General features: G+C 49.3%; 17 protein-coding genes. 6 read left to right on the forward strand and 11 right to left on the reverse strand.

Annotated features, from left to right (window positions below; genetic code table 11):
• The first annotated feature begins 14 nt into the window (after window positions 1-14).
• Window positions 15-773, forward strand: coding sequence for a TerC family protein (locus ACJJI6_RS18350; protein ID WP_475711567.1), 759 nt, complete (start codon window positions 15-17; stop codon window positions 771-773).
• Between the two features lie 62 nt (window positions 774-835).
• On the opposite strand, the gene ACJJI6_RS18355 is transcribed toward ACJJI6_RS18350, so the two are convergent.
• From ACJJI6_RS18355 to ACJJI6_RS18395, 9 genes are all read right to left on the reverse strand, one after another.
• Window positions 836-1,288 (reverse strand): phosphate-starvation-inducible PsiE family protein, encoded by a 453-nt coding sequence (locus ACJJI6_RS18355; protein WP_475711568.1) that lies wholly within the window; start codon window positions 1,286-1,288, stop codon window positions 836-838.
• 55 nt (window positions 1,289-1,343) lie between these two features.
• Entirely contained in the window at window positions 1,344-1,940 is a 597-nt protein-coding gene (locus tag ACJJI6_RS18360) for a lipase family alpha/beta hydrolase (RefSeq protein WP_444911710.1), read from the reverse strand.
• 213 nt (window positions 1,941-2,153) lie between these two features.
• Window positions 2,154-3,083 carry an alpha/beta hydrolase gene (locus tag ACJJI6_RS18365; protein ID WP_475711570.1) on the reverse strand — a complete coding sequence of 310 codons (930 nt, stop codon included), beginning with the start codon at window positions 3,081-3,083 and terminating at the stop codon, window positions 2,154-2,156.
• Window positions 3,084-3,183: 100 nt separating this feature from the next.
• On the reverse strand, window positions 3,184-4,011 hold the full coding sequence (locus ACJJI6_RS18370; protein ID WP_475711571.1) for a DUF5694 domain-containing protein: 828 nt from the start codon (window positions 4,009-4,011) through the stop codon (window positions 3,184-3,186).
• A gap of 260 nt (window positions 4,012-4,271) precedes the next feature.
• Entirely contained in the window at window positions 4,272-4,733 is a 462-nt protein-coding gene (locus ACJJI6_RS18375) for a YccF domain-containing protein (protein ID WP_445362705.1), read from the reverse strand.
• Between the two features lie 214 nt (window positions 4,734-4,947).
• Entirely contained in the window at window positions 4,948-5,472 is a 525-nt protein-coding gene (locus ACJJI6_RS18380; RefSeq protein ID WP_475711574.1) for a nuclear transport factor 2 family protein, read from the reverse strand.
• A gap of 292 nt (window positions 5,473-5,764) precedes the next feature.
• Entirely contained in the window at window positions 5,765-5,995 is a 231-nt protein-coding gene (locus ACJJI6_RS18385; RefSeq protein WP_108734816.1) for a hexameric tyrosine-coordinated heme protein, read from the reverse strand.
• Window positions 5,996-6,083: 88 nt separating this feature from the next.
• Window positions 6,084-6,461, reverse strand: coding sequence for a PH domain-containing protein (locus tag ACJJI6_RS18390; RefSeq protein ID WP_475711575.1), 378 nt, complete (start codon window positions 6,459-6,461; stop codon window positions 6,084-6,086).
• Window positions 6,462-6,692: 231 nt separating this feature from the next.
• A complete protein-coding gene (locus tag ACJJI6_RS18395) occupies window positions 6,693-7,619 on the reverse strand; it encodes a LysR family transcriptional regulator (RefSeq protein ID WP_444926147.1) in 927 nt (308 codons plus the stop codon).
• A 160-nt stretch (window positions 7,620-7,779) separates the two neighbouring features.
• Here ACJJI6_RS18395 and ACJJI6_RS18400 point away from each other — a divergent pair, with 160 nt between their 5' ends.
• From ACJJI6_RS18400 to ACJJI6_RS18410, 3 genes are all read left to right on the forward strand, one after another.
• On the forward strand, window positions 7,780-9,225 hold the full coding sequence (locus ACJJI6_RS18400; RefSeq protein ID WP_475711577.1) for an NAD-dependent succinate-semialdehyde dehydrogenase: 1,446 nt from the start codon (window positions 7,780-7,782) through the stop codon (window positions 9,223-9,225).
• Window positions 9,226-9,351: 126 nt separating this feature from the next.
• Window positions 9,352-10,665, forward strand: coding sequence for an omega-aminotransferase AptA (gene aptA / locus ACJJI6_RS18405; RefSeq protein WP_282930904.1), 1,314 nt, complete (start codon window positions 9,352-9,354; stop codon window positions 10,663-10,665).
• Window positions 10,666-11,060: 395 nt separating this feature from the next.
• On the forward strand, window positions 11,061-11,645 hold the full coding sequence (locus tag ACJJI6_RS18410; RefSeq protein WP_444926145.1) for an HdeD family acid-resistance protein: 585 nt from the start codon (window positions 11,061-11,063) through the stop codon (window positions 11,643-11,645).
• A 96-nt stretch (window positions 11,646-11,741) separates the two neighbouring features.
• On the opposite strand, the gene ACJJI6_RS18415 is transcribed toward ACJJI6_RS18410, so the two are convergent.
• On the reverse strand, window positions 11,742-14,480 hold the full coding sequence (locus ACJJI6_RS18415) for a M1 family metallopeptidase (protein ID WP_475711580.1): 2,739 nt from the start codon (window positions 14,478-14,480) through the stop codon (window positions 11,742-11,744).
• Between the two features lie 129 nt (window positions 14,481-14,609).
• The gene (locus tag ACJJI6_RS18420; protein ID WP_475711581.1) at window positions 14,610-16,160 is read right to left on the reverse strand and encodes a CocE/NonD family hydrolase; all 1,551 of its coding nucleotides are present in this window, start codon (window positions 16,158-16,160) and stop codon (window positions 14,610-14,612) included.
• 326 nt (window positions 16,161-16,486) lie between these two features.
• On the opposite strand from ACJJI6_RS18420, the gene ACJJI6_RS18425 reads away from it, so the two are divergent.
• Complete coding sequence (locus tag ACJJI6_RS18425) at window positions 16,487-17,989, forward strand: hypothetical protein (RefSeq protein WP_444940527.1); 1,503 nt, start codon at window positions 16,487-16,489, stop codon at window positions 17,987-17,989.
• A gap of 227 nt (window positions 17,990-18,216) precedes the next feature.
• Window positions 18,217-20,424: a transporter substrate-binding domain-containing protein gene (locus tag ACJJI6_RS18430; protein ID WP_475711583.1), complete on the forward strand. Its 2,208-nt coding sequence runs from the start codon at window positions 18,217-18,219 to the stop codon at window positions 20,422-20,424.
• Window positions 20,425-20,437: the final 13 nt, after the last annotated feature.

Consider the following 20,437-nt stretch of genomic DNA (forward strand, 5'->3'; position numbering starts at 1 on the left):
AAGGATTAGACCGTATGTTTGAGTGGATAGCCAGCCCTGAGGCCTGGATAGCATTGGCCACGTTGGCGGCGCTGGAGATAGTGCTGGGCATCGATAATATTATCTTTATCTCCATTTTGGTTGGACGGTTGCCTCCAAAACAGAGAGAGCCCGCGCGCTTTATTGGTCTTACCCTGGCAATGGTGACCCGGTTGGCTCTGCTTTTCTCTATTGTATGGATTATGGGCTTGGTCGAGCCACTATTTAGCATCTATGACATGGAAATTTCAGGGCGCGATATTATTTTGGTTGGCGGAGGACTGTTCCTAATCGCTAAAGCTACCCATGAAATTCACAATAGTCTCGAGGGTGAAGAGGAGAGTGCATCCTCGCTCGGCAGTGCGGGATTTTGGATGGTGCTACTACAAATTGCACTATTGGATATTGTCTTTTCCTTGGATTCTGTAATTACCGCTGTCGGATTGGTCGACGAGATCTCAATCATGGCAATAGCGATTATTCTGGCGGTAATCGTTATGTTGGTAGCGGCTAAACCAATCGGGGATTTTGTTGATCGTCATCCTACCGTGAAAATGCTGGCACTATCCTTCTTAATTATGGTGGGCTTAACTCTGGTGGTTGAAGGGTTTGATGTCCATGTACCTAAGGGATATATCTACTTTGCCATGGCGTTTTCAATGGCTGTGGAGTTCCTCAATTTGCGTATGCGCAGCAAGAAAGTCCGTAAGACTCCACCGGTAAGGTTACATCACGCTCTACGTGAAGATAGTTAATATAGTGAGAGGGTGGAGGTGTTCCTCCACCCCGGATTACTGTCTGGTTTGCAATAGTACCCTTAGTTACTATTTTTAAGCTTCAATATTAAGTAAGTAAGGCCCAGCGCGAGAGTGGCAGTAGATAATCCCAAAAGTTCGCCAGCATTGACCTTATCCAGATCTAAAATAATAAATTTTCTGGATAAAGCCAAAATAGCAATAAGTACGACAACTTTGGTTTGAATAATACTCTGTTGACGTGTAACTACATATTGAAGTGTATGGCTAAATTCCAGTGCAATCAGTAAAGTAATAATCTCGCCAAATATTGTTTGAAATACTTTGTGGTCCAGAGGGTCCTGCATGCCCACCAGTAACATATTGTATACAGAATATCCCAATCGACTGATCGCGACTATTACGATTACAACAATAATAAAAGTCAAAATTAAGGCAATCAGGCTTTCAAATTTTCGATAGTAGCTGTGAATTGCCTTATCTGTAATCGAAGTTTTTTCTTCTGGGCTGTCCATGCCTTACTTCTCGTTAAACTCATAAAATTAAAGCTAGTTTCTGTCAGTGAGCTTCTTAATCCAATCCTGATTTAATTTCCTGTTTTAGTAATGAAATTACCTTGCTACTTAGCGGCATCATTCGATGTAGTATCACTGGAACTTCGTAGGATGTTCCCAAGCCCAGGATAGCACTACTATGGGGCATAATGGTTATGTCATAGGGTGTCCAGATTGAAGCCGGCTCGGTAACCTCCAATTTTTGAATGCCCAAGTTCAACGCGCGTAAAAAATCACTGCCGATCCGCAATTGTTTCCCACCTTTGTAAGGAAGAAAGTTTGCCCAGTAACTACCATGGTGGGGAGAGGAAATTGATATAAATTTATGCACCCGCTCCAAACCATTAAGGGCTTGTAAATAATACCGAGCGATTATCCCTCCCATGCTGAATCCCACCAGGGTACAGGTAGTTTCTTTATCTACGATATGCTCCAATTTTGCGAGAAGCTGGGACGAAAGGTGTTCCATACCATGCCAGCCGGAGTTATAGCGTAGGTGGATATAGTGTACGTCATAATTTTCGGCAGCTAATTCGTGCTGCATTCTAAGTAAGGAGGTTCCTCGATCAAAAATTCCAGGTATTAAAAGAACAGTTCGGCTTTTACGTTTCATTCTTGTCGCAGGAGATGTGATGCGTTAGGAAAAGCTTCAATCGCAATAGTTATTTGTCTGCCAAAAACTATTGGGAGATTGATAGAGAAGTGTAGTTGCAGAACTATTGTTGGATGCCACATAGTAGCAAAGTAGTCTTAAGGGATAAGTTGGAATGCCGGCAACTATGTCTTTTATTTATATAGACGCCGGCATCTGAAATAAAAAAGTAATTCAAGCGTCTGTTTGAGGGTTTCCAAATAGAAATATTAATATTTTATCGAGTCTAGAATTCCATGATTTCTCATCATGGGCATGACCCTCAAATACTTGGGTTTGCCAATTTGAAGAGGAATACCCCTTCTGGCGCATAATTTTATCCACAGCCCGTTGCAGAGGCGGGTAATAAGCATCCAGGGTTTCTGTACCATGGTCAAAATAAAACCGGTGACTTCCAGGCTTAGGTAAATTTGCCTCTAGATAGTCGCGAATAGCCTCAGCTATCGGTAGTTTGTCGTTAGGGTTAACCCCTGGCCAATGGGTGGATATAGCTGCAGCCGTAGAGAACACTTCGGGGTACTCTGTAACCGCATAGAGTGATATCAATCCCCCCATACTCGCGCCGGCAATAAAGGTGTCGCTGGGATCACTACTCACAGCGTAATGACTATCAGTATAGGGTTTAACCTTGGTCACCAAAAATTGTAAGTAAAGATCTCCACGCAATTCGGCTTGGTTAAATGGATGTTGGACCTGTGAAGCTTCTTTAGGCAAAAAACTCCGAGCTTTCTGGGGGAAGTAGTCACCGTGGCGAAGTGTCTCAATGTTATCGATAGCGACAACTATGAAGGGACGTACCTTCTTTTCTGCTATTAACCGAGAGGCGACTTCATCCATGCCCCACTCCTGACCATTCCAGGTGGTTTTACTGTCGAACAGCATCTGTCCATCGTGCATATAAAGGACGGCATAGGGTTTCTGTGTAGGATATTGATCAGGCAGCCATACATGAATTGGGCGCTCAGCAAGTCCTTCCAGTGTCAGGGAGGGCAGTGTTTCAAGCTTTCCTGCCGATACTTGTACTTCTTTAGGGGGGGCTTCAGCTGTACACGGTGGTATTAGACTGAAAAGAATACCGAATAATAAGGTCTTATAGATATCCATAGCGCCCTGCCTTTGGGGTGTAGATAAAGTTCTACTCTATCTATAAAACCAGTGGCAGGGCTCCTCCCCCTAAGGGGCTGACTTTGGTGTTGAGCCTTCTTTAGAAATAACTGCGGACATCCCAGGTTTCACGTTTATCATCTAATTCGAGCATCGGTCTCATTATAGAGCTATGCCCCTGTCCACCTAGAACGAAAACTTTGGTACCTGGTTGGGCGACGGCTTGGATATTGGCATACATACGGAAGTTTCGTGACCACCATTTGGAGGATAGATCGGCCCCTATAAAGTTATCACCTTGGCCAACGTCATTGAGCATTATATAGGAACCTACGTTCATTTTATCCTCAGCGGGGTCATTGTGCTTGTCCAGAATTTCCTCCAATGACAGTGAGGCATGCATCTCATTAAATCGAATGCCCCAAGCCTTCAAAAATTCATCAGTTATTTTTTTTCGCTCGGGCGAATTACTTTCTAGATAGGATAAAAGTTCGCCATAGGGGAGATCTTGGCTAGCATCATAGCAGATGACTTTAGGCAGGCCGGCCTTCTTGGCTACTCTGAATCCCAGCTGTTCGCTTTCTCCTCTATTTAGCTTGTGCTCACCCTTGACATATTTGGCAAAGCGCTGATTAATTTTACTTTCGTCATTGGTGTGGCATTCCAGAAGAACATGTGTTGGCGAGTCGGCGGCAATCCGTGAGGATAGGTCCTCCAAATACCTTTGACTTTCTTCGGTATAAACATCAATAACTTGTGTTTTCACCACATCTTTACTGGGTTTGCTGAAGTGGCTAAAGTGAAAGCTACCAAAAAGCATAACTTGTGCGGGTTCTGTACTTTCTACTGACTCTGCATAGGCACTTAGACCAACAAGTCCCAAAGAAAGCATAATTGAGCCAGTGATTTGTCTTGTTAGGTTTTTCATTTAATATCCTTATTTTATTATTTAGCTTCTATAGTTTGGCTAAGTACTACACGAAATGAATAAGTTTGAATTTGACAGCGATAAAACAGCTTAAAATTTAATGCTTTAAATTGGTAATGCCTGCTTATAATAAGATAAATAAAGTGATTTTTCTGATCTGAAAAATTTTTTATTAATTTATTGCGGTGGGACTTAAGAACTCAGGGCTATTTTAGTAATAGCCCCAAGTTGGTACGGTATCATTGTTAATGTATGTTTACTTAAGTACCACTTCTTAATCTGGTCACTTCAACATCTGCATTACGCATTTTAGCTGATTGGGCTACTTCCTTGCTGACAATAGTCTTTCCTATCGGAGAGAGTGAAATTGCCGCAAGCTTAAGGTGCTGCAAACCAAAAGGTATACCAATAATGGTAATAAAACAGGCAATAGCATGCAGAAGGTGGCCAATAGCAAGCCAGATACCAGCCAATAGGAACCAGATAATATTTCCGACTAAACCAAAGCCGCTTGTCCCAATATCACCGCGCAGGGTGAGTTCTTCTCGGGAAATTGCCTCCTTGCCGAAAGGGAAAAAGGAAAATTTGCCGATTACAAAGCAGGCTCTTCCCCAGGGAATACCAATAATACTGATAAAGGCAATCAGCGAGCAAAACCACCAGCAGAGTCCCATAAAGACACCGCCAAGGATAAACCAGAGGAAATTTCCAAGTGTTCGCATAACTACCCCTACCAATTCGGTAAAATTTATTAGTGAAAACGGTAATCTACTGATGTTACCGCAAATCCTAATTGCTATATCATTTATTTAAATTACAGTAGTTAGACGCAAATGCCCACGCTTTGGATTCAGTTATGGCTATTTTCGTCGACCCGCTTGTGACTAGATGGTCAGGTTGGTTCGCGGCTTGGATTTTACCCGTTGGGTATAAAGTTTACGGTATCAGCTCATTTGCCGGAGCATTACTATTTAGCAAACGATGACATTGACTACTTCCTGTTATCGGTAGACCTGACTGCAATATACCCAATTGATCCAAGACAGTCGCTTGGTCCCAGTAAATATGCTCAGAGCTGATTTTTCTATTGGAGAAGCTAATAATTCCCACATGGGGGACTGATAGCTTCTTCCCTGTTGCTTCGATACCAGGTGCGAACCAATCCATACGAATAGAATGGGTAAAGTGAAGAATAAACTCATCCACTAAGCTGTCTTTGCCCACGGTGCGGGAAAGAAGCTGTAAATTTATATCCGCTGGCATTTGAGGAATAAATATATCCCTATAAAATTTTCGTAAGGGTTCTTTTCCCGTTGCGCCGGTATTAACCGGTACATGAATTAATACGGGATTTTCTGTCATGGTAGCAATTGCGGTGTCGGCATCTTTTAGATCGAATTCGGCCTCGGTATGGGTTTCCCAAAGTTGAATTAAGTACTTTTCATCGTCATTGTATTCCATCTCATTCACCTTCCCATTTGAGGCGCAATATTACTGATCGTTGAATTAATCTATCTTGTGCCAAAGACAGTATCGCAATGTTTATAAATATCAATAAGGTCGAGAGCGTCAACAGTGAATATGACGATCTTGCAGCTACCTATAGTGATGGCTAATTTTTAGTACAGAATCAGAGTGTTTGTAGTACTAAAAGACCATAAATTATTGAGGAGGAGATGAAGGGAAGTTGTTTGAATGTTTGCAGATCTAGAATGCGTTACCCGTTCTACAAAGATAACGCATTCTTAACCCTTTAGCCGCGCCAGTAATTATTGGCTGCTGCAACGGTTTGGAAGTTAATGGCAACAACCTGAGAGGAGGCGATCAGGCTGTCTGCATTTTCCTCATAGGCGGACCTCAGCTTACCCCGTACTTCATCTGAAGGCTGGGTGTATTTTACTCCCATCCTGGATAGTTTCATTGCAAGTTCAAAGCCTTGTTGTGCATTTTCAGTAATTAGGCTTTCTAACCAGATTTGCGACATGGACATCCCTCTCTACTATCGGGTTGATTAATAAAGTTGTGGGGGCTGCTGAACCCCAGTTATTTTGTATATTTACTAAGGGTTGATATCAGTCCAATATGTATTGGCTAATATATTTGTTGAACTGAATAAGATCGAAAGAACCTCTTATTTCGAACCTTACCTTACCGATCTCGCTTAAATAAACTTCTATTTCACAGTCCAGATCAAAAGTGCCAGCGGTCTCAACAGAGAATGCCTGGATCTTGCTGAAAGGCAAAGAGGTGTAGTCTACTTTTGAGCCGGTGATACCCTGAACATTGGCGGCAATAATGCGTTTGTTGGTGAAAACTACCTGATCGCGAATAGTTTTAAAACTTGCAAAAATAAACTCCCCCTCGATCAGGAACTTATTAAAGTCATCTCTGGATTCAGAGATATCTATAGGCTTGAGTTTAAATACTGGTGAGTTTTTAAAATCTATCACGGGTTATCCCTGTAATTCTATTGGAGGAGGAGATTACCACTGTGGCGTATTAAGTTACAGATGATTTACTTTTTGGTTGTATTTTTATGTTTAAATTTATTTAATTATTATGACAACTTCCACAATAGAGGATCGATCATAAGTAATTGGTAATTTTTGAAATGCTTATCTCTCTATTCACTGGATTCTTGACTCGATTATTTCAGTATCACTAGGGATAAACAGCAGTGGCTATATCTGTCTATTGATTTGCAAGGCTTCCAAAAAAAGCTGCACAGCGGGATGAGTTGTTGCACTTTTTTTGAAGGTGACAGCATTTTGTATTTGGTAGTGAAACTTCTCCGGTAGCAGGGGGAGCAGGGTTCCTTCCCCGACATATCTGCGGGCCAGGTATTCCGGTAGGAAACCCACAAAGCACCCAGAAAGTATCATCGCCAACCTGGCCGCCATATGGTTGGCTGTGGATCGCTTGGGAAACAATCGATACAGGTGCGCTGCACCAGAGAGAACAGTATGACTGGGTGCAGCTAACTCCTGCTGGGTGAGTAGCTCCTCATCAATAGCTGACACCTGGGCACAGGGGTGGCTGTTACTGCAATAGAGTATCGACTGGTGATAGAACAGGGGTTGGTATTCCAGCCCTGGCCGACGTGAGTGCAAGGGATTGATACCGATATCGGCGCGGCCTGCGAGGATTTCCAACTCGAGTTCCTGAGGGGCGGCCAGTTGTACTTCCAGGTGTAGTTGTGGGGCCTTCTCACGCAGTTGGGCGATGGTTCCGGGCAAGTTCAATTGCGGTATTTCCAATACATCGTCGGGCATTACCAGGCGCAGGGTACCGGTGAGTTGGGATTGGATTGCATTGACCTGGCTTTTGAAGGTATCCAGGTGTCCATCGAGCTCCAAAATAGCCCGATACAAGGCCTCCCCCTCCGGGGTCAGTTTGAAGTCGGCCCTGCCTCGGGAGCGCAAGCACAATTGCATACCCAGCCGTGTCTCCAGGTCGGAGATATGCACACTGATCGTGGAGCGGCTGATATTCAGGGTGACTTCGGCAGGGGTGATGCCTCCGGCGTGCACAACCTCGCGGAAGACGCGCAGCAGGCGCAAATCCATATCGCTGAGACGGCCTCCCAGGGCGTTTTTGGTTTTGCTCATAGCTGCACTTCCAGGTTGTTTCCGGCGCTGCGGGCTGCGGATTTGATTAAAGTTTGATAAATATAAACTTTAGTTGGAAAAATACTACTATTCTCCTCAGTCAGCTGCGGCCAGAATCGCCGCATACTACTAATAACATCTATTTACTAGGAATTTCCCTGTGAAACTTGCAAATTCGGACCTGTTGAAATTTCAGAACTATATAGCGGGCGAATGGCGTGACGCTGCCGCCACTGTAGATGTATGTGACCCGGCAAATGGTGAGTTGCTGGGCCGTGTGGCCGACGGTACCGCAGAGGATGCCGAGGCGGCGGTGGCGGCGGCCAGTGAAGCCTTCCCCGCTTGGAGCCGCCGTACAGCCGGTGAGAGAGCTGCGGTTCTCAAGCGCTGGTACCAGCTGATCGTGGATAACAGCGATGACCTGGCAATGATCCTTAGCCTGGAGCAGGGCAAGCCGGTAGCGGAAGCGAAAGGTGAGATTATCTACGGGGCTTCCTTTATTGAGTGGTTCGCGGAAGAGTGCCGTCGGGCCTATGGCCAGACGATCCCGACTCACAACCCGGCCATGCGCCTGAATACCATCCGCCAGCCGGTGGGTGTGGTGTCCTGTATTACTCCCTGGAACTTCCCCAACGCCATGATTACCCGCAAGGCGGGTCCGGCACTGGCGGCGGGCTGTACTGTGGTGATCAAACCGGCCCTGGAGACGCCACTTTCTGCGTTGGCACTGTGCCAGTTAGCGGAAGAAGCGGGCCTGCCCAAGGGGACTATCAATGTAGTTACCGGCAGTGATTCTCCGGGAATTGGCAAGGTTCTGACCCAAGATCCCCGTGTGGCCAAATTCACCTTCACCGGCTCCACTGCTGTGGGCAAGCTGTTGATGTCCCAGTGCGCCAGCACCGTGAAAAAAATGTCTATGGAGCTCGGCGGCAACGCGCCGTTTATCGTATTTGACGATGCGGATATGGATACCGCAGTCAGCGCCTGTATGGCGACCAAATTCCGCAATGCGGGCCAGGTGTGCGTGGCCACCAACCGTATTTACGTGCACGAATCCGTGCACGATGAGTTTGTGGAAAAGCTGCGCGAGCAGGTTGCCGCCCTGAAGATCGGCCACGCTACCGAGGAAGGGGTCAATATGGGCCCGATGATCTTCCGCAGGGCTGTGGACCGGGTTCAGGGGCTGGTACAGGACGCGGTTGAGGCCGGAGCAAAAATTGAAATTGGCGGTGAGCAGCTGGCCAATGGCGATAACTTTTTTGCGCCGACCATCCTCACTGGAGTTACCGATACCATGCGTATCGCTCAGGAGGAAATTTTTGGCCCTCTGGCGGCGATACAGAAGTTTTCCGATGAGGAAGATGTGGTTCGCCGTGCCAATGAAACGCCCTACGGCTTGGCGGCTTACGTGATGAGTGAAAACATTCGCCGTGCCAATCGTGTGGTAGAGGCGCTCGACTACGGCATGATTGCCTGTAACACCGGGGTTTTCTCCACCACTGTGGCACCTTTCGGTGGTGTTAAAGAGTCCGGTATTGGCCGCGAGGGCGGTGTCGAGGGTATGGCCGAATTTTACGAGACCAAATATTGCTGCTTCGGGGCCTGAGTCCCGGTCTGAACACAACTGGCCTGCGCTTGTCCTAGGTGACAAGCGCCCGAACAGATTTTCGGGAGCCTGTGGCTCCCCTACTTAAGAGTTTGAAACTTCAGGGAACTTGCGGAGATTAATACTATGTCTGAGATGCAAACCGATGCTTTCTGGATGCCGTTTACCCCCAACCGCACCTTTAAGTCTGCACCGAGAATTGTAGAGCACGCCGAGGGGATTTATCTCACGGAGAAAGGCGGTCGCCAGGTTATTGATGCGACTGCGGGTTTGTGGTGCAGCAATGCGGGTCACTGCCGTTCTGAAATTGCAGAGGCAATTTACCAACAGGCAAAAACACTCGACTACAGCTCTATTTTTAATTTTGGTCACGAGTTGGGTTTTGAGTATTCCGAGCGTCTGGTAAAGCACACTCCCGATGGCCTGGACCATGTGTTCTTCGGTAATTCCGGTTCCGAGGCAGTTGAGAGCGCCCTGAAAATTGCCCTGCAATACCAGCGTGTACGCGGCAAGGGCACTCGCACTATGTTTATCGGCCGTGAGAAGGGTTATCACGGAGTAAACTTCGGCGGTATTTCTGTGGGCGGTATTCCTCCCAACTACCAGGGTTTTGGCCAGCCGGTGAAAGCCAACCATATGCGTCACACCCTGGATATCGAACGCAATGCATTCAGTCGTGGCCTGCCGGAGCATGGTATTGAGTTGGCTGAAGACCTGGAGAGACTGGTAGCTTTCCACGGTGCCGACCAGATTGCCGCTGTGATTGTTGAGCCGTTTGCCGGTGCCGGCGGTGTGGTACTGCCTCCCAAAGGCTACCTGCAACGCCTGCGGGAAATTTGTGATAAGCACGACCTGCTGCTGATTTTTGATGAAGTCATCTCCGGCTGGGGCCGTACCGGTTCTGCATTTGCCTCCACGGAGTTCGGCGTAACCCCGGATATGATCACCTCCGCGAAGGGGATTACCAATGCCACAGTGCCCTTGAGTGCGGTATTTGTCAGCGACGAAATTTATAAAACCGTGATGAATGCGGCTCCCGATGGTGCAGTGGAATTCTTCCACGGTTATACCTACTCAGCACATCCGGTTGCCTGTGCTGCGGGTATGGCGACTCTGGATATTTACGAGCGCGAAGGCCTGTTGACCCGCGCTGCCGGTGAAATTGGCCAGCACTGGGAAAATGCTTTGCACAGCCTGGCTGACCTGGACAATGTGATCGATGTGCGCAATTACGGTTTGGTCGGCGCTATTGAGTTGCGCGCGCCGCAGGATCTGAAAGGGAAATACGGAGCCAAAGTCTCTGGTATGGCCTGGGAAGCTGGAGTGATGGCCCGAGGTATTGGCGATGCCCTGTGTATGTCCCCACCGCTAATTATCGAGAAGCACGAGATCGATGCTGTCGTGGATAAACTGCGTGGTGTGATCGGCGCTCTGGCCTGATTATGCTATTGCGGCAGCCCGAACGGGCTGCCGTTCTCTCCAAATTACTCTTGTGTCAGAAGGAAAGAATATACTTCTCTCGAGACGCTCCGTGTATACATCCCTGTAAACTCATAATCGGCATCCATGCCTCATACGGTCCCGAGTGCAGTCTTGCCTTATTAGTTTTCTCCCTTCCTCTCCTTTCATGACCCGCAGGGCAGTTTGCGTAACTTCCCTATTGTCGTTTAGAGCTACACTGAAAATAGTGGTCTGCGGCGCGGTCACAGTCTTTGCAGAGTCGACTGCCTGGCCGCGCTCGTAGGCTGCCTTTAAAAACCGCCGGGGAAAAATTCAATTCCCTGATGGTAAGGGACTCTTCAATATGGAAAGTTACTCAACCTGGGGACTTTTCTATGTCCGCTGACACTCCTCCCCTGGCGACCGGACCTATTTTGCAGGTGTTGTCTGCAAACTGGTGGCTACTCCTGCTGCGCGGTATTGTCGCGGTGATTTTTGGCGTGCTGACTTTTGTCTGGCCGGGATTGTCCCTGTTGACCCTGGTGTTGCTTTTTGGGGTTTACGCTTTCCTGGATGGTATTTTTTCCCTGGTTGCGGCGGTGATGGGGCGGCATAAGTCCACTCCACTGTGGTGGTTGATTGTCTCGGGGCTGATCAGTTTAGCTGCGGGAATTGTGACTTTTATTTTCCCGCAGGTTACCGCATTAGTGTTGGTGATTTTTATCGGTGCCTGGGCCCTGGTGCGGGGTATCTTCGAAATTGTCGGTGCTGTTCGCCTGCGCAAGGAAATTGATAATGAGTGGCTGTTGATCGCTATTGGTGTTCTCTCGGTGATTTTCGGAATTGCGATTTTAGTCAGCCCCGGGGCTGGTGCTCTGGCGTTGCTCTGGGTAATCGGTGCCTATGCGATTATTTTGGGACTGCCATTGATCTGGTTATCTTTCCGACTGCGCAAACACAATAAATCCGCTTCTTCATAACCGTTCAACTCAAATACGCTCAGTAATAAAAAAGGCCGGTATTACTTAGTAATACCGGCCTTTTCGAATTGCTATTTAAATAACAGCTTCTGTTTTTTATTGTTTAGCAGCGAGATTGACTGCCTTCGGCAATGCCCCCATTAACGCTTTGCCTTTTTTCTCCAGTGCCATACACAGCTGGATTCGCTCCTCGGCTTGCGCGAGGCTGCGCTGGTATCCGGGGGCTAAATCACCTTGCTGGGCAAAGAGTTGTTGCAGTTCGCCCAGGTGCTGTTTATCGCAGAAGGCAGCGGCAAGTGATGGGGTGCGGCGGCGGATCTGGGCCGGAATCTTATCTACTACCTTGTCAAAGTTCTGTTGCAGCCACTCCCAGTGCTGTTCCTGAACCCTGGGCTGGGCCAGGGCGTAATGGATCAGGCCAAATGATTCTCTCGGCCCCATTTCGTCGCTGAGTGCTAATGCTTGAATGGTTTCCACTTGCTTGGGATTGTTGCTGGTACCGATGGCATTGGCACTGGCATTTTCAAAGCGGGGATCATCCAGCTCGGCGCGGACTTTGATCAGGTGTGCGAGGAAATCCTCCCCCGCATCCTGTATTGCCACACTCAGGGCTGCCTGGTATAGGTCAGAGCTTAACGCCTTCGCATCCCGTTCCTGTTTAAAGCCGGTAAAGGCGGTTGCCATTTCCTGTAACTGCTTGCGCGAGTCAGGATCTTCTGCAACTTGTGCCATAAAGGTTAGCAGGTCGCTGTGCAGCATCTGCTGGTCGCTATCACTGCTATTGGCGCTGCGATTTAGTATCGGCAGGTACAGGTTCTGGGCAAAATTCAGGAATGCAGAGCGCTGGGATTCACCCAGGTAATTATCTCGGTACTTCTGCAGGTAGCGCAGTGGCATGGTGATCACCTGGCGCTTGTCCGCCACTGCGGATTTGCGCACTACTTCCAGCAGTGGTGCCGCAGTGAGATTGCCGGCCTCGAAAGCTGAGAAGGCGCTGTCGATAATGGACAGCTGCTCAGTGGCAGAGAACTGGGCAAATTGTTTAATCAGTGCCTGCCACTGCGCCTTGGGAAGGTTCCAGCGGTAGTAGCCGCTGCCCTGAGCATTGGGCATTACCCAGTTTGGGCAGGCACCGCCGGTAATCTCCAGGGTTTCCCTTGGCTCAGTCAGGATCTGGCACTGCTGCACGCCGCTATCGGTGCTGAAGCAGAAGGGGATGCTCCATTTATCGCTGGCGTCGGCGATAGGGGAGCCGAGTGGCTTGTAACGGCTCTGCTGAACCACTAGCGAGGCCTTACCATCGCTAGTGCAGTCCATGGAGATATCCAGTTGTGGAACTCCTTTTTGCTCGACAAAACTGCGGAAAGTCTCGGTCAGTTCCGGAGTGTTGGTTTCCTGGCCGATCACTTTGTAGAAGGGCGGTGAGTCGGCCACGCTGTCGGAGAAGGTCTCCAGGTAACGCCCCAATGCCGGGCGGAAGTTTTCCGCTCCGAAATAGGTGTCCACCATGTGGATAACGCCCAGGCTCTTCGAGTAAGTGATCGAATCGTAGGCGTTGCGAATATTGTTGTTGTCCGCGATGGGCTCACGAATGGCGCGGGTACTAGCCAGAGAGTCCAGCTGCATGGCGCCGATCGCATAAGTCGCTGCGTTGAGGTCGTGCCCCTCTTCAGGTTCCATAATGGTGAGGGCCAGCGCCTCCCCCCAGGTAGCGAAACCTTCCTTCAGCCACAGGTCGTCCCACCAGGGGGGGGTGACCTGATTGCCAAACCACATATGGGCAATTTCGTGCGCATGAACTTCTACGAGAGCCAGGCGGGTGCCGGGAGCGGGGTTGTCGCCCACCAGGATACGCTGTTCGCGATAAGTAATTGCCGCAGACAACTCAGTAGCGCCACTGGGCCATTGGGGTGCGGCAATAATGTCCAGCTTCTTGAATGGGTAGGGGCGTTGCAGCTGGGTCTCGAAGGTCTCCACCATTTTGGGGGTGATATCGAGGATGTAGTTCATATCCTCACCGCGACCTTTACGGGCGAAGCCGCGCAGGGGTATGGGGTCTTTGCGGTACTTGCTCGGCGGTATGGCTGGGCGCTCAACTTGGTCAAAGGGGCCCACTGACAGGGACAGTAAATAGGTTGACATCGGTGGTGTGGTGGCGAAAGTGACTTTCTCCATGCCGTCACCTGCCGCTTCGCGCTTCAGCTCGGGCCCATTGCTAATCGCTGCGTAGCCTTCGGGTATTGTCAGGCTGACGGTAAAGGGCGCTTTCAGGCCTGGCTCGTCGAAACCGGGTAAATACTTGCGGGCCTGGATCGATTCGGATTTTGCCAGGGCATAGGCATCGCCCTGTTCCTCGACCTTAAAAAGCCCGGCTAGGTTGCGATCAAATGCAGCACTGTAGTCGATATGCAGTTTGAAAGTGCCCGCATCGATCTTCTCCGCAAACTCTACTGCGGCAACACCACTGTCCAGTACTTCCCGGTATTCGGCCGGAATCTGGCGGCCGTCATCGAGCTGTGCGTAGACTTCGCGCACATCCAGGTTTTTGCCATGCAGCCAAATATGTCGGGCACCTTCCGCTAACTGGATATCGATATCCACCTTGCCCGTGAAGGTGTCTTTGCGCGGGTCCAACACCAGCTCCAGCTGGTAATCCAAGGGGGTAGTGCCCTCGGGCAGGCGCCCTTCGGGAGCCTTATCAAAATCGAGGCCTTTAGCCTCGACTTCCTGGGCAGTATTGGTTTTTGCTGGTTCCGATGCTTTTTCTGCGGGGTTACAACCTGCTACTGAGAGCAGGGCCGCAGTTAGCAGGGCGAGCGGGATGTTCTTTTTCATGGTAGGGGGAGCACTCAGCCAAAAGGCTGATTGTACCGCTTTGGAGAAAAATTACGCGATGCAAATAGTTGGGCTGAGGGGAAGGTGGAAGGAAACCCGGCAGTGAACGCCGGGTTTCTGTGGGGAGACCTACAGGTGCGGTACGGTCAGGCTAGAGACCTTGCTGCTGCTGTAGGGCACTGTGATGGTGTAATTGGTATTTTCCGGCTTCTGGTAGATATAACCCTGAGTATCGATGGCCAATACTACACGGTGGCCAACCGGGACATCGTAGCTGGTGGTGAAAAAGTCCACTTCGAACTTTTGTTTTTGCCCAGACTTGTCTGAATGCAGGGTAATGGGGGCGTGAGTTATCAGACGCCCCAATCCCAACGGACCCACATCGTAGAGGTGCACGTTGAGTTGCACTTCTTTTTTGCTGGGTTCCACCCACATTTCGAGTTTGGGTTCGCCGCGAATCTTCAGGGTTTCCCACTGAATCGGTGATTTGTACTCGATGGCGTAGTAGCCGTTGATAGCGATCATGGGCGCGTAAACGGGGATACCGAAGCCTTCCAGTGCATCGGAAACCAGCGGGATACCGGTGCCTGCAAAGGTATCTGAGCCGCCGTGGAATTCATTACTCCAGCTCCAACCGTCGTACTTGTCGCTCTCCATTTTTGCATTGTTAAACATGGTAAAGCGCGGCTGCAGGTACCAGGTGGTGCTCTCGTCCGTTACCGGGTAGTCCTCGAACTGCTCCAGCTCATTGCTGATGCGCACAGTCATATCCACCTTGGGTTCGGTGTCGATCCCGTTGTTTTCGCCCTTTAGGTAGTGGTCGAACCAGCGGAAACTGGTGGACCAGATATGGCCGTTGTTACCGGTAAGAGTTTCGGTAATCGCGTGGGTGCCGGGGTTTAGCATGAGTTTCTTGGGCCCTTCGAGCAGGGAATAGAAATCGGTCATGCTATTCGGCTTAAACAGGTAGTCGGCGAAATTGTTTGAGAGCAACACCGCTGTGCCGTTTTGATTGATTTCGTCCACGTAACTCATTGCGGAGCGCTCAGCACCGAAATTAATTACCTGTTCCATATTTTCGCCGTCGCGCAGGTTGCTCCATACCTGCTCGAGTTCGGCCTCTTTCTGGAAGGCCGTAGTAACAAGCAGCGTGCCCCATACCAGGTTGACGGTTTCATTGGGGTACAAAGCTTCTACTACATCTGCCCAACCGGATAGCGCAGCTACTGCATCGACGCGAGGGTGCTTAGCGGCACTCAGTAGTGAAATTCCACCGCCGTAGGAAATTCCGGCCATACCCAGCTTGCCCACCGGGTAATTGGTTTCCAGCCAGTCGATCAGGACTCCCACATCGTTAAGGCTGTTATCCCCTGCGACGTCAACAAGTCCTCCCGAGTGCCCAAATCCCCGGGTGGAGTAGCTGAGCACCAGGTAGCCGTTTTCTGCCAGCTCTTTGGCCTGGAAGTGGTACTGGTGCTTCTCCAGCCCCCAGCTGTTGGTAAAGATAACGGTGGGGTAACCGTCTGCTGGTGCGGGCGTCTCCGGGATAAATAAGTTCGCATCCAGGACCGTACCGTCAAAAGAAGTAATATCCACGTCGGCGATATATTCCGGTGCCGACCAGGCATGAGCAGACATTAGGGCGCCGCCAAGCAGCGCCAGTAGTGGCTTGGTATTCATTAGTTTTCTCTCATCTGATGAAATCATTATTATTTTTTTGACCAGGATTCCCTCCTTGGTCGACCCCGTACTATAGGAGTTCATCCTAGTTTTGTACGTAAACAGGGCTAAATTTGAGACGTTTGTCTCGCTTCATGTCGCAATCTGCTGCAGAAAACTGTTTGTGAACAGCTATCTATTTTGTGTCTTTCCGGTCACACAAAAACAGGCGAAAAGCCGTTTTGTGATCAAATTGATCTTTTTTTGATCAGTGAAAACCGGTACTGTGTCGTCTTCGCTAATCAGCTAGGGAGGGCTTCAGCAACAATGACTCGGTGGCCCGAACTATGGTTTCTCGTTCAGTTGTTCTATTAGTACTTTGTTTCGGATTTATCGCTTCAGCCTACGCCGCGCCGCGTGGTTTGGGGGAGGTGACCTGGTACGAAGTCGACAGTGATAATTTTCGCGTGATTACCGATGGTGATCCCAACGCAGTCAAAAGTCTGGTAGCAGACCTGGAGCGCTATCGCGCAGTGGCCTTGGAGTTACTCGATGCAGATCCAAAAAGTGAGCGATTAACTATTTATGCGGCCGCAGACCGGGACACCTATGCAAACCTGGTGGGTGTTGAGCTGGCGGATATGACCAACGGTTTGTTCGATACCTCTGCGGAGGGTAACTATGCCCTGGTAAACCTGGATGGTCGCAGCGTTGAGAGGCAGCTCAAAGCGCGCGAATTCCTGTTCCACGAATACACCCATTTTCTGAGCTATAACGGCAACACTACCCACTACCCCTATTGGTATAGCGAAGGGTTTGCTGAATTTATGGCAACCATGTCATTCCCGGAAAAAGGCACCTACGAAATTGGCTCCATTCCCAGCGAACGGGCCATGACCCTGATGTATACCGGGCTTATGCCGCTGGAAGACCTGTTGCGCGCGACGGTGTACAACACCGATGCGGACGAAAAGGCGGATGTCTATGCCGGAGGTTGGATTCTGTCTCACTGGCTGATGATGAAAAGCGGCAAGCAGGATAATTTCGATAATTTCGTCAAAGCCTATAACGATGGTGCCGACCCAGTACTTGCCCTGGAAGAAGCGCTGGGGATGTCGGTGAAAGAAATCGAAAAGGCCTATGTAGCCACTTATAAGGCGGATAGCTTTGAACATTTTAGTGGCGCTATCCCCGCGGACTTTAAAGAGGCCAGCCCTACGATTAAACGCCTCAGCAAAAGAGAGTCGGTGAGCATCCTGGCTGGATTTATCGCCCAGTCTGGTTACAACCTGCTGGCCTTGGATGAGTTGATTGAGTATGCCTACAGCACGGGTATTTACAGTACTGAGTTGGCTGCGATTAAAGCGAGTGCCGATCTGCGATTGGGTAATTTCCCCCAGGCTAGCCATCTTTTAGCCAGTGTCCCCACTAAGGACCGAGGCCAGCTCTGGTACTTGAGTGCCCATGCCTGGTTAACGGTTAATCAGCAGGCGGTAGCGCCCGGTAGTAAGCGGGATCTTCGCAGCTTGAAAATGGCGCGGGAGGAGTTCGACTTCCTGGTGAAGGAAGAACCGAAAAATGCATCTCACTGGTTTGGCCTGGCGATGGCTATGGAGATGCTGGATTACCCCCGAGAGGAATATCTGGAAAAGCTGGAGCAGGCTTACAAGCGTGCCCCCCGTGAGCTGCATATTGCCCAGTGGCTGGCAGAAGAGCTCTACCAAAAGAAAGATGCGGAGTATTTTGCCCGAGTGGCGAAGCCGCTGATGTTCGAGCTCCCAGACGAGGAGCAGAACAAAGAAATAAAAATGAGGTTGGCAGAGCTGAAGGGCAAACCCAAGTCATCATAGCAACCATAAGAGCGCTCACTGAATAAAAAAGGCTTGTCACTCTGTGTAAGAGACATCCGACATTCGCCAACGTATATTTGCCCGGCAATTGACTTTGCCGGGCTTTTTTTTAGGGGATAATTTCCCAGCAAACTGGTACGATTTCTGTAACAGCGGCAATTCCATATTGTAAAGCAGAGCGTGCGCGTTAAGGGTGATGCTTCTCATAGAATAAGAAAGGGTGCACTGTGAGCAGAAAACGGTTTCTCGTTATATTTCCGCTATTTGTCTTAATATTGCTGCTTGCCGCATGCGAGAGTAATAGAGATCCTGTTGTAGAAAATTCAAAGGTTTTAACGGAATCTCCCCAACAACCGATACCAACGCCGCAGAATAAACAGCCCGCAAAGCCACAATTTGAAAATTATGTAGAGCAGGGAGATTTGCCAGCCCTGTTAGAGCGAGGTGTATTACGCCTGTTGGCCCCAAGGGGCCCCCAGGAGAGCGCCTTACCACGAGAAGGACTACCTGCAACAGAGTGGCGAAAACTTGCGGAAAATTTTGCTCGTAGCCGGGGGTTAAAGCCTCAGTGGGTTTACGTAGATAACTTTTCCGATTTAATTCCGGCGGTTATTGATGGACGTGGGGATGTAATCGCCACCAATTTTTCCCGCACCGAAGAACGCAAATTATCACTGGGTTTTACCCGCCCATTACAATATGTTGATGAGTTGCTAATTACTCATAAAGAGTTCGAGGTGGAAGAGGCTGTGCCCTTGCAAGTCGTGCTGCGGCGAGGCAGTGCATTTGCTGAAACCCTGGAGCAGCGAGCCGATAGGGAAAATTACAGGATCACTTACCTCGATAAGCCGGTTGCAGCCAGCGAGCTTATCGCGGCTGTAGCAGCCGGCGAATACCCCGCGACAATTATTGATAGTAATTTGGCCGATGTATTTCTAACTGATTACCCGCAACTCACAGCCACCACAGAACTCGATTCCCGCAGGCCTATCGCCTGGGCTGTACGTAAAGATGCTATCGCTTTGAGACGTGAGTTGAATGAGTTCTTTACCGCTGAATTGGTATTGGCCAGTCAGAACCGAGAGCAGCCACTGAGAGATTGGCAGGCAATAAAGGAGAGCGGAACTTTAAGGGTGCTTACTCGCAATCACCCCGCTTCCTACTTTATCTGGCGCGGTGAGTTGATGGGGTTTGATTACGATCTGCTAAGGAAGTTTGCCCGTGACCATAAATTACGCCTGAGCATGGTTGTGCCCGATAAAGATCAGGATTTGGTCGAAGCATTGAATGATGGAATGGGGGACATGATTGCTGCATCCCTTACCGTTACCGAGGCCCGCCGCCAGCAGGGATTGGCATTTTCCAAGCCTTATATGACAGTTACGGAACAGGTAGTAGCCGCAAAATCAAATGTGCTTGATAAAGAGCTACTCCTTCCCGAGAACCTGCTTTCTGGGCAAACAGTAGTGGTTAATCCCACCACGAGCTATCACGAGAGTCTGGTCAAAATAATGGAAAAGCAGCACGGGCAAGATATGGTGCCGCTACAGATCCATCGTCTAAAAAGCGCTACCAGTGAGTTTCTTATTGATGCAGTAGCCAGGGGTATTTTTCCCTATACCGTAGTTGACTCACACTTGGCCGCCATTGAAAGCACTTACCGGGATGACTTTACTGTAGTGGGGGAGTTGCCAGGGGAGCGAGATATCGCCTGGGCCGTTCGAACTGGCCAGCCGGTATTACTGGAACAACTGAATAACTTTCTGAACAAGCACAATCGGGACCTGTTCTTTAACGTTACTTACAATAAATATTTCAAGGAGCAAAAGCGTATCCTCCGACATCAAGGGCAGCGCCTGCGCAGCACTGATGAACTATCGCCCTTTGATCCCATAGTAAAGAAATATACTGAGGCTACCGATCGGGATTGGCGTATGGTGGTTGCGCAGATGTACCAGGAGAGTCAATTTAACCCCCAAGCGCGCTCCTTTGCCGGTGCTCAGGGCTTGATGCAGGTATTACCTCGGACTGCACGACAGATGGGAGTTAACAATTTGTATGATCCTGAAAACGGTATCCACGCAGGTGTATCTTATCTGGGGTGGTTGGATAAACGTTTTCCTGAAAATATACCCCTAGAGCAGAAAATCTATTTTACCCTGGCTGCATATAATGCGGGTCACGGCCATGTCAGGGATGCCAGGGCGTTAGCCCGACGACTGAAGTGGGACCCTAACCAGTGGTTTGGCCATGTTGAAGAGGCCATGTTGCTGTTGTCCCAGCCTGAATACTATCGCGATAGTCGTTTTGGTTACGTGCGCGGCAGGGAGCCAGTTAACTATGTGCGTGAGATACGGGATAGATATATTGGATATTTAGGAGTTGAGCGCCATCAGAGTTATACAGATATTGATGGCAGCATTGCTCCCGATTAATTAATGCATCCCA

The organism is Microbulbifer maximicatervae (SeqCode) (assembly GCF_056232625.1).

What these genes read in the sequence shown, in the direction of transcription:
- ACJJI6_RS18350 (WP_475711567.1), top strand. Translation starts at nt 15, where the DNA reads ATGTTTGAGTGGATAGCCAGCCCTGAGGCCTGGATAGCATTGGCCACG.
- ACJJI6_RS18355 (WP_475711568.1), bottom strand. Translation starts at nt 1,288, where the DNA reads ATGGACAGCCCAGAAGAAAAAACTTCGATTACAGATAAGGCAATTCAC.
- ACJJI6_RS18360 (WP_444911710.1), bottom strand. Translation starts at nt 1,940, where the DNA reads ATGAAACGTAAAAGCCGAACTGTTCTTTTAATACCTGGAATTTTTGAT.
- ACJJI6_RS18365 (WP_475711570.1), bottom strand. Translation starts at nt 3,083, where the DNA reads ATGGATATCTATAAGACCTTATTATTCGGTATTCTTTTCAGTCTAATA.
- ACJJI6_RS18370 (WP_475711571.1), bottom strand. Translation starts at nt 4,011, where the DNA reads ATGAAAAACCTAACAAGACAAATCACTGGCTCAATTATGCTTTCTTTG.
- ACJJI6_RS18375 (WP_445362705.1), bottom strand. Translation starts at nt 4,733, where the DNA reads ATGCGAACACTTGGAAATTTCCTCTGGTTTATCCTTGGCGGTGTCTTT.
- ACJJI6_RS18380 (WP_475711574.1), bottom strand. Translation starts at nt 5,472, where the DNA reads ATGGAATACAATGACGATGAAAAGTACTTAATTCAACTTTGGGAAACC.
- ACJJI6_RS18385 (WP_108734816.1), bottom strand. Translation starts at nt 5,995, where the DNA reads ATGTCGCAAATCTGGTTAGAAAGCCTAATTACTGAAAATGCACAACAA.
- ACJJI6_RS18395 (WP_444926147.1), bottom strand. Translation starts at nt 7,619, where the DNA reads ATGAGCAAAACCAAAAACGCCCTGGGAGGCCGTCTCAGCGATATGGAT.
- aptA (WP_282930904.1), top strand. Translation starts at nt 9,352, where the DNA reads ATGTCTGAGATGCAAACCGATGCTTTCTGGATGCCGTTTACCCCCAAC.
- ACJJI6_RS18410 (WP_444926145.1), top strand. Translation starts at nt 11,061, where the DNA reads ATGTCCGCTGACACTCCTCCCCTGGCGACCGGACCTATTTTGCAGGTG.
- ACJJI6_RS18415 (WP_475711580.1), bottom strand. Translation starts at nt 14,480, where the DNA reads ATGAAAAAGAACATCCCGCTCGCCCTGCTAACTGCGGCCCTGCTCTCA.
- ACJJI6_RS18420 (WP_475711581.1), bottom strand. Translation starts at nt 16,160, where the DNA reads ATGAATACCAAGCCACTACTGGCGCTGCTTGGCGGCGCCCTAATGTCT.
- ACJJI6_RS18425 (WP_444940527.1), top strand. Translation starts at nt 16,487, where the DNA reads ATGGTTTCTCGTTCAGTTGTTCTATTAGTACTTTGTTTCGGATTTATC.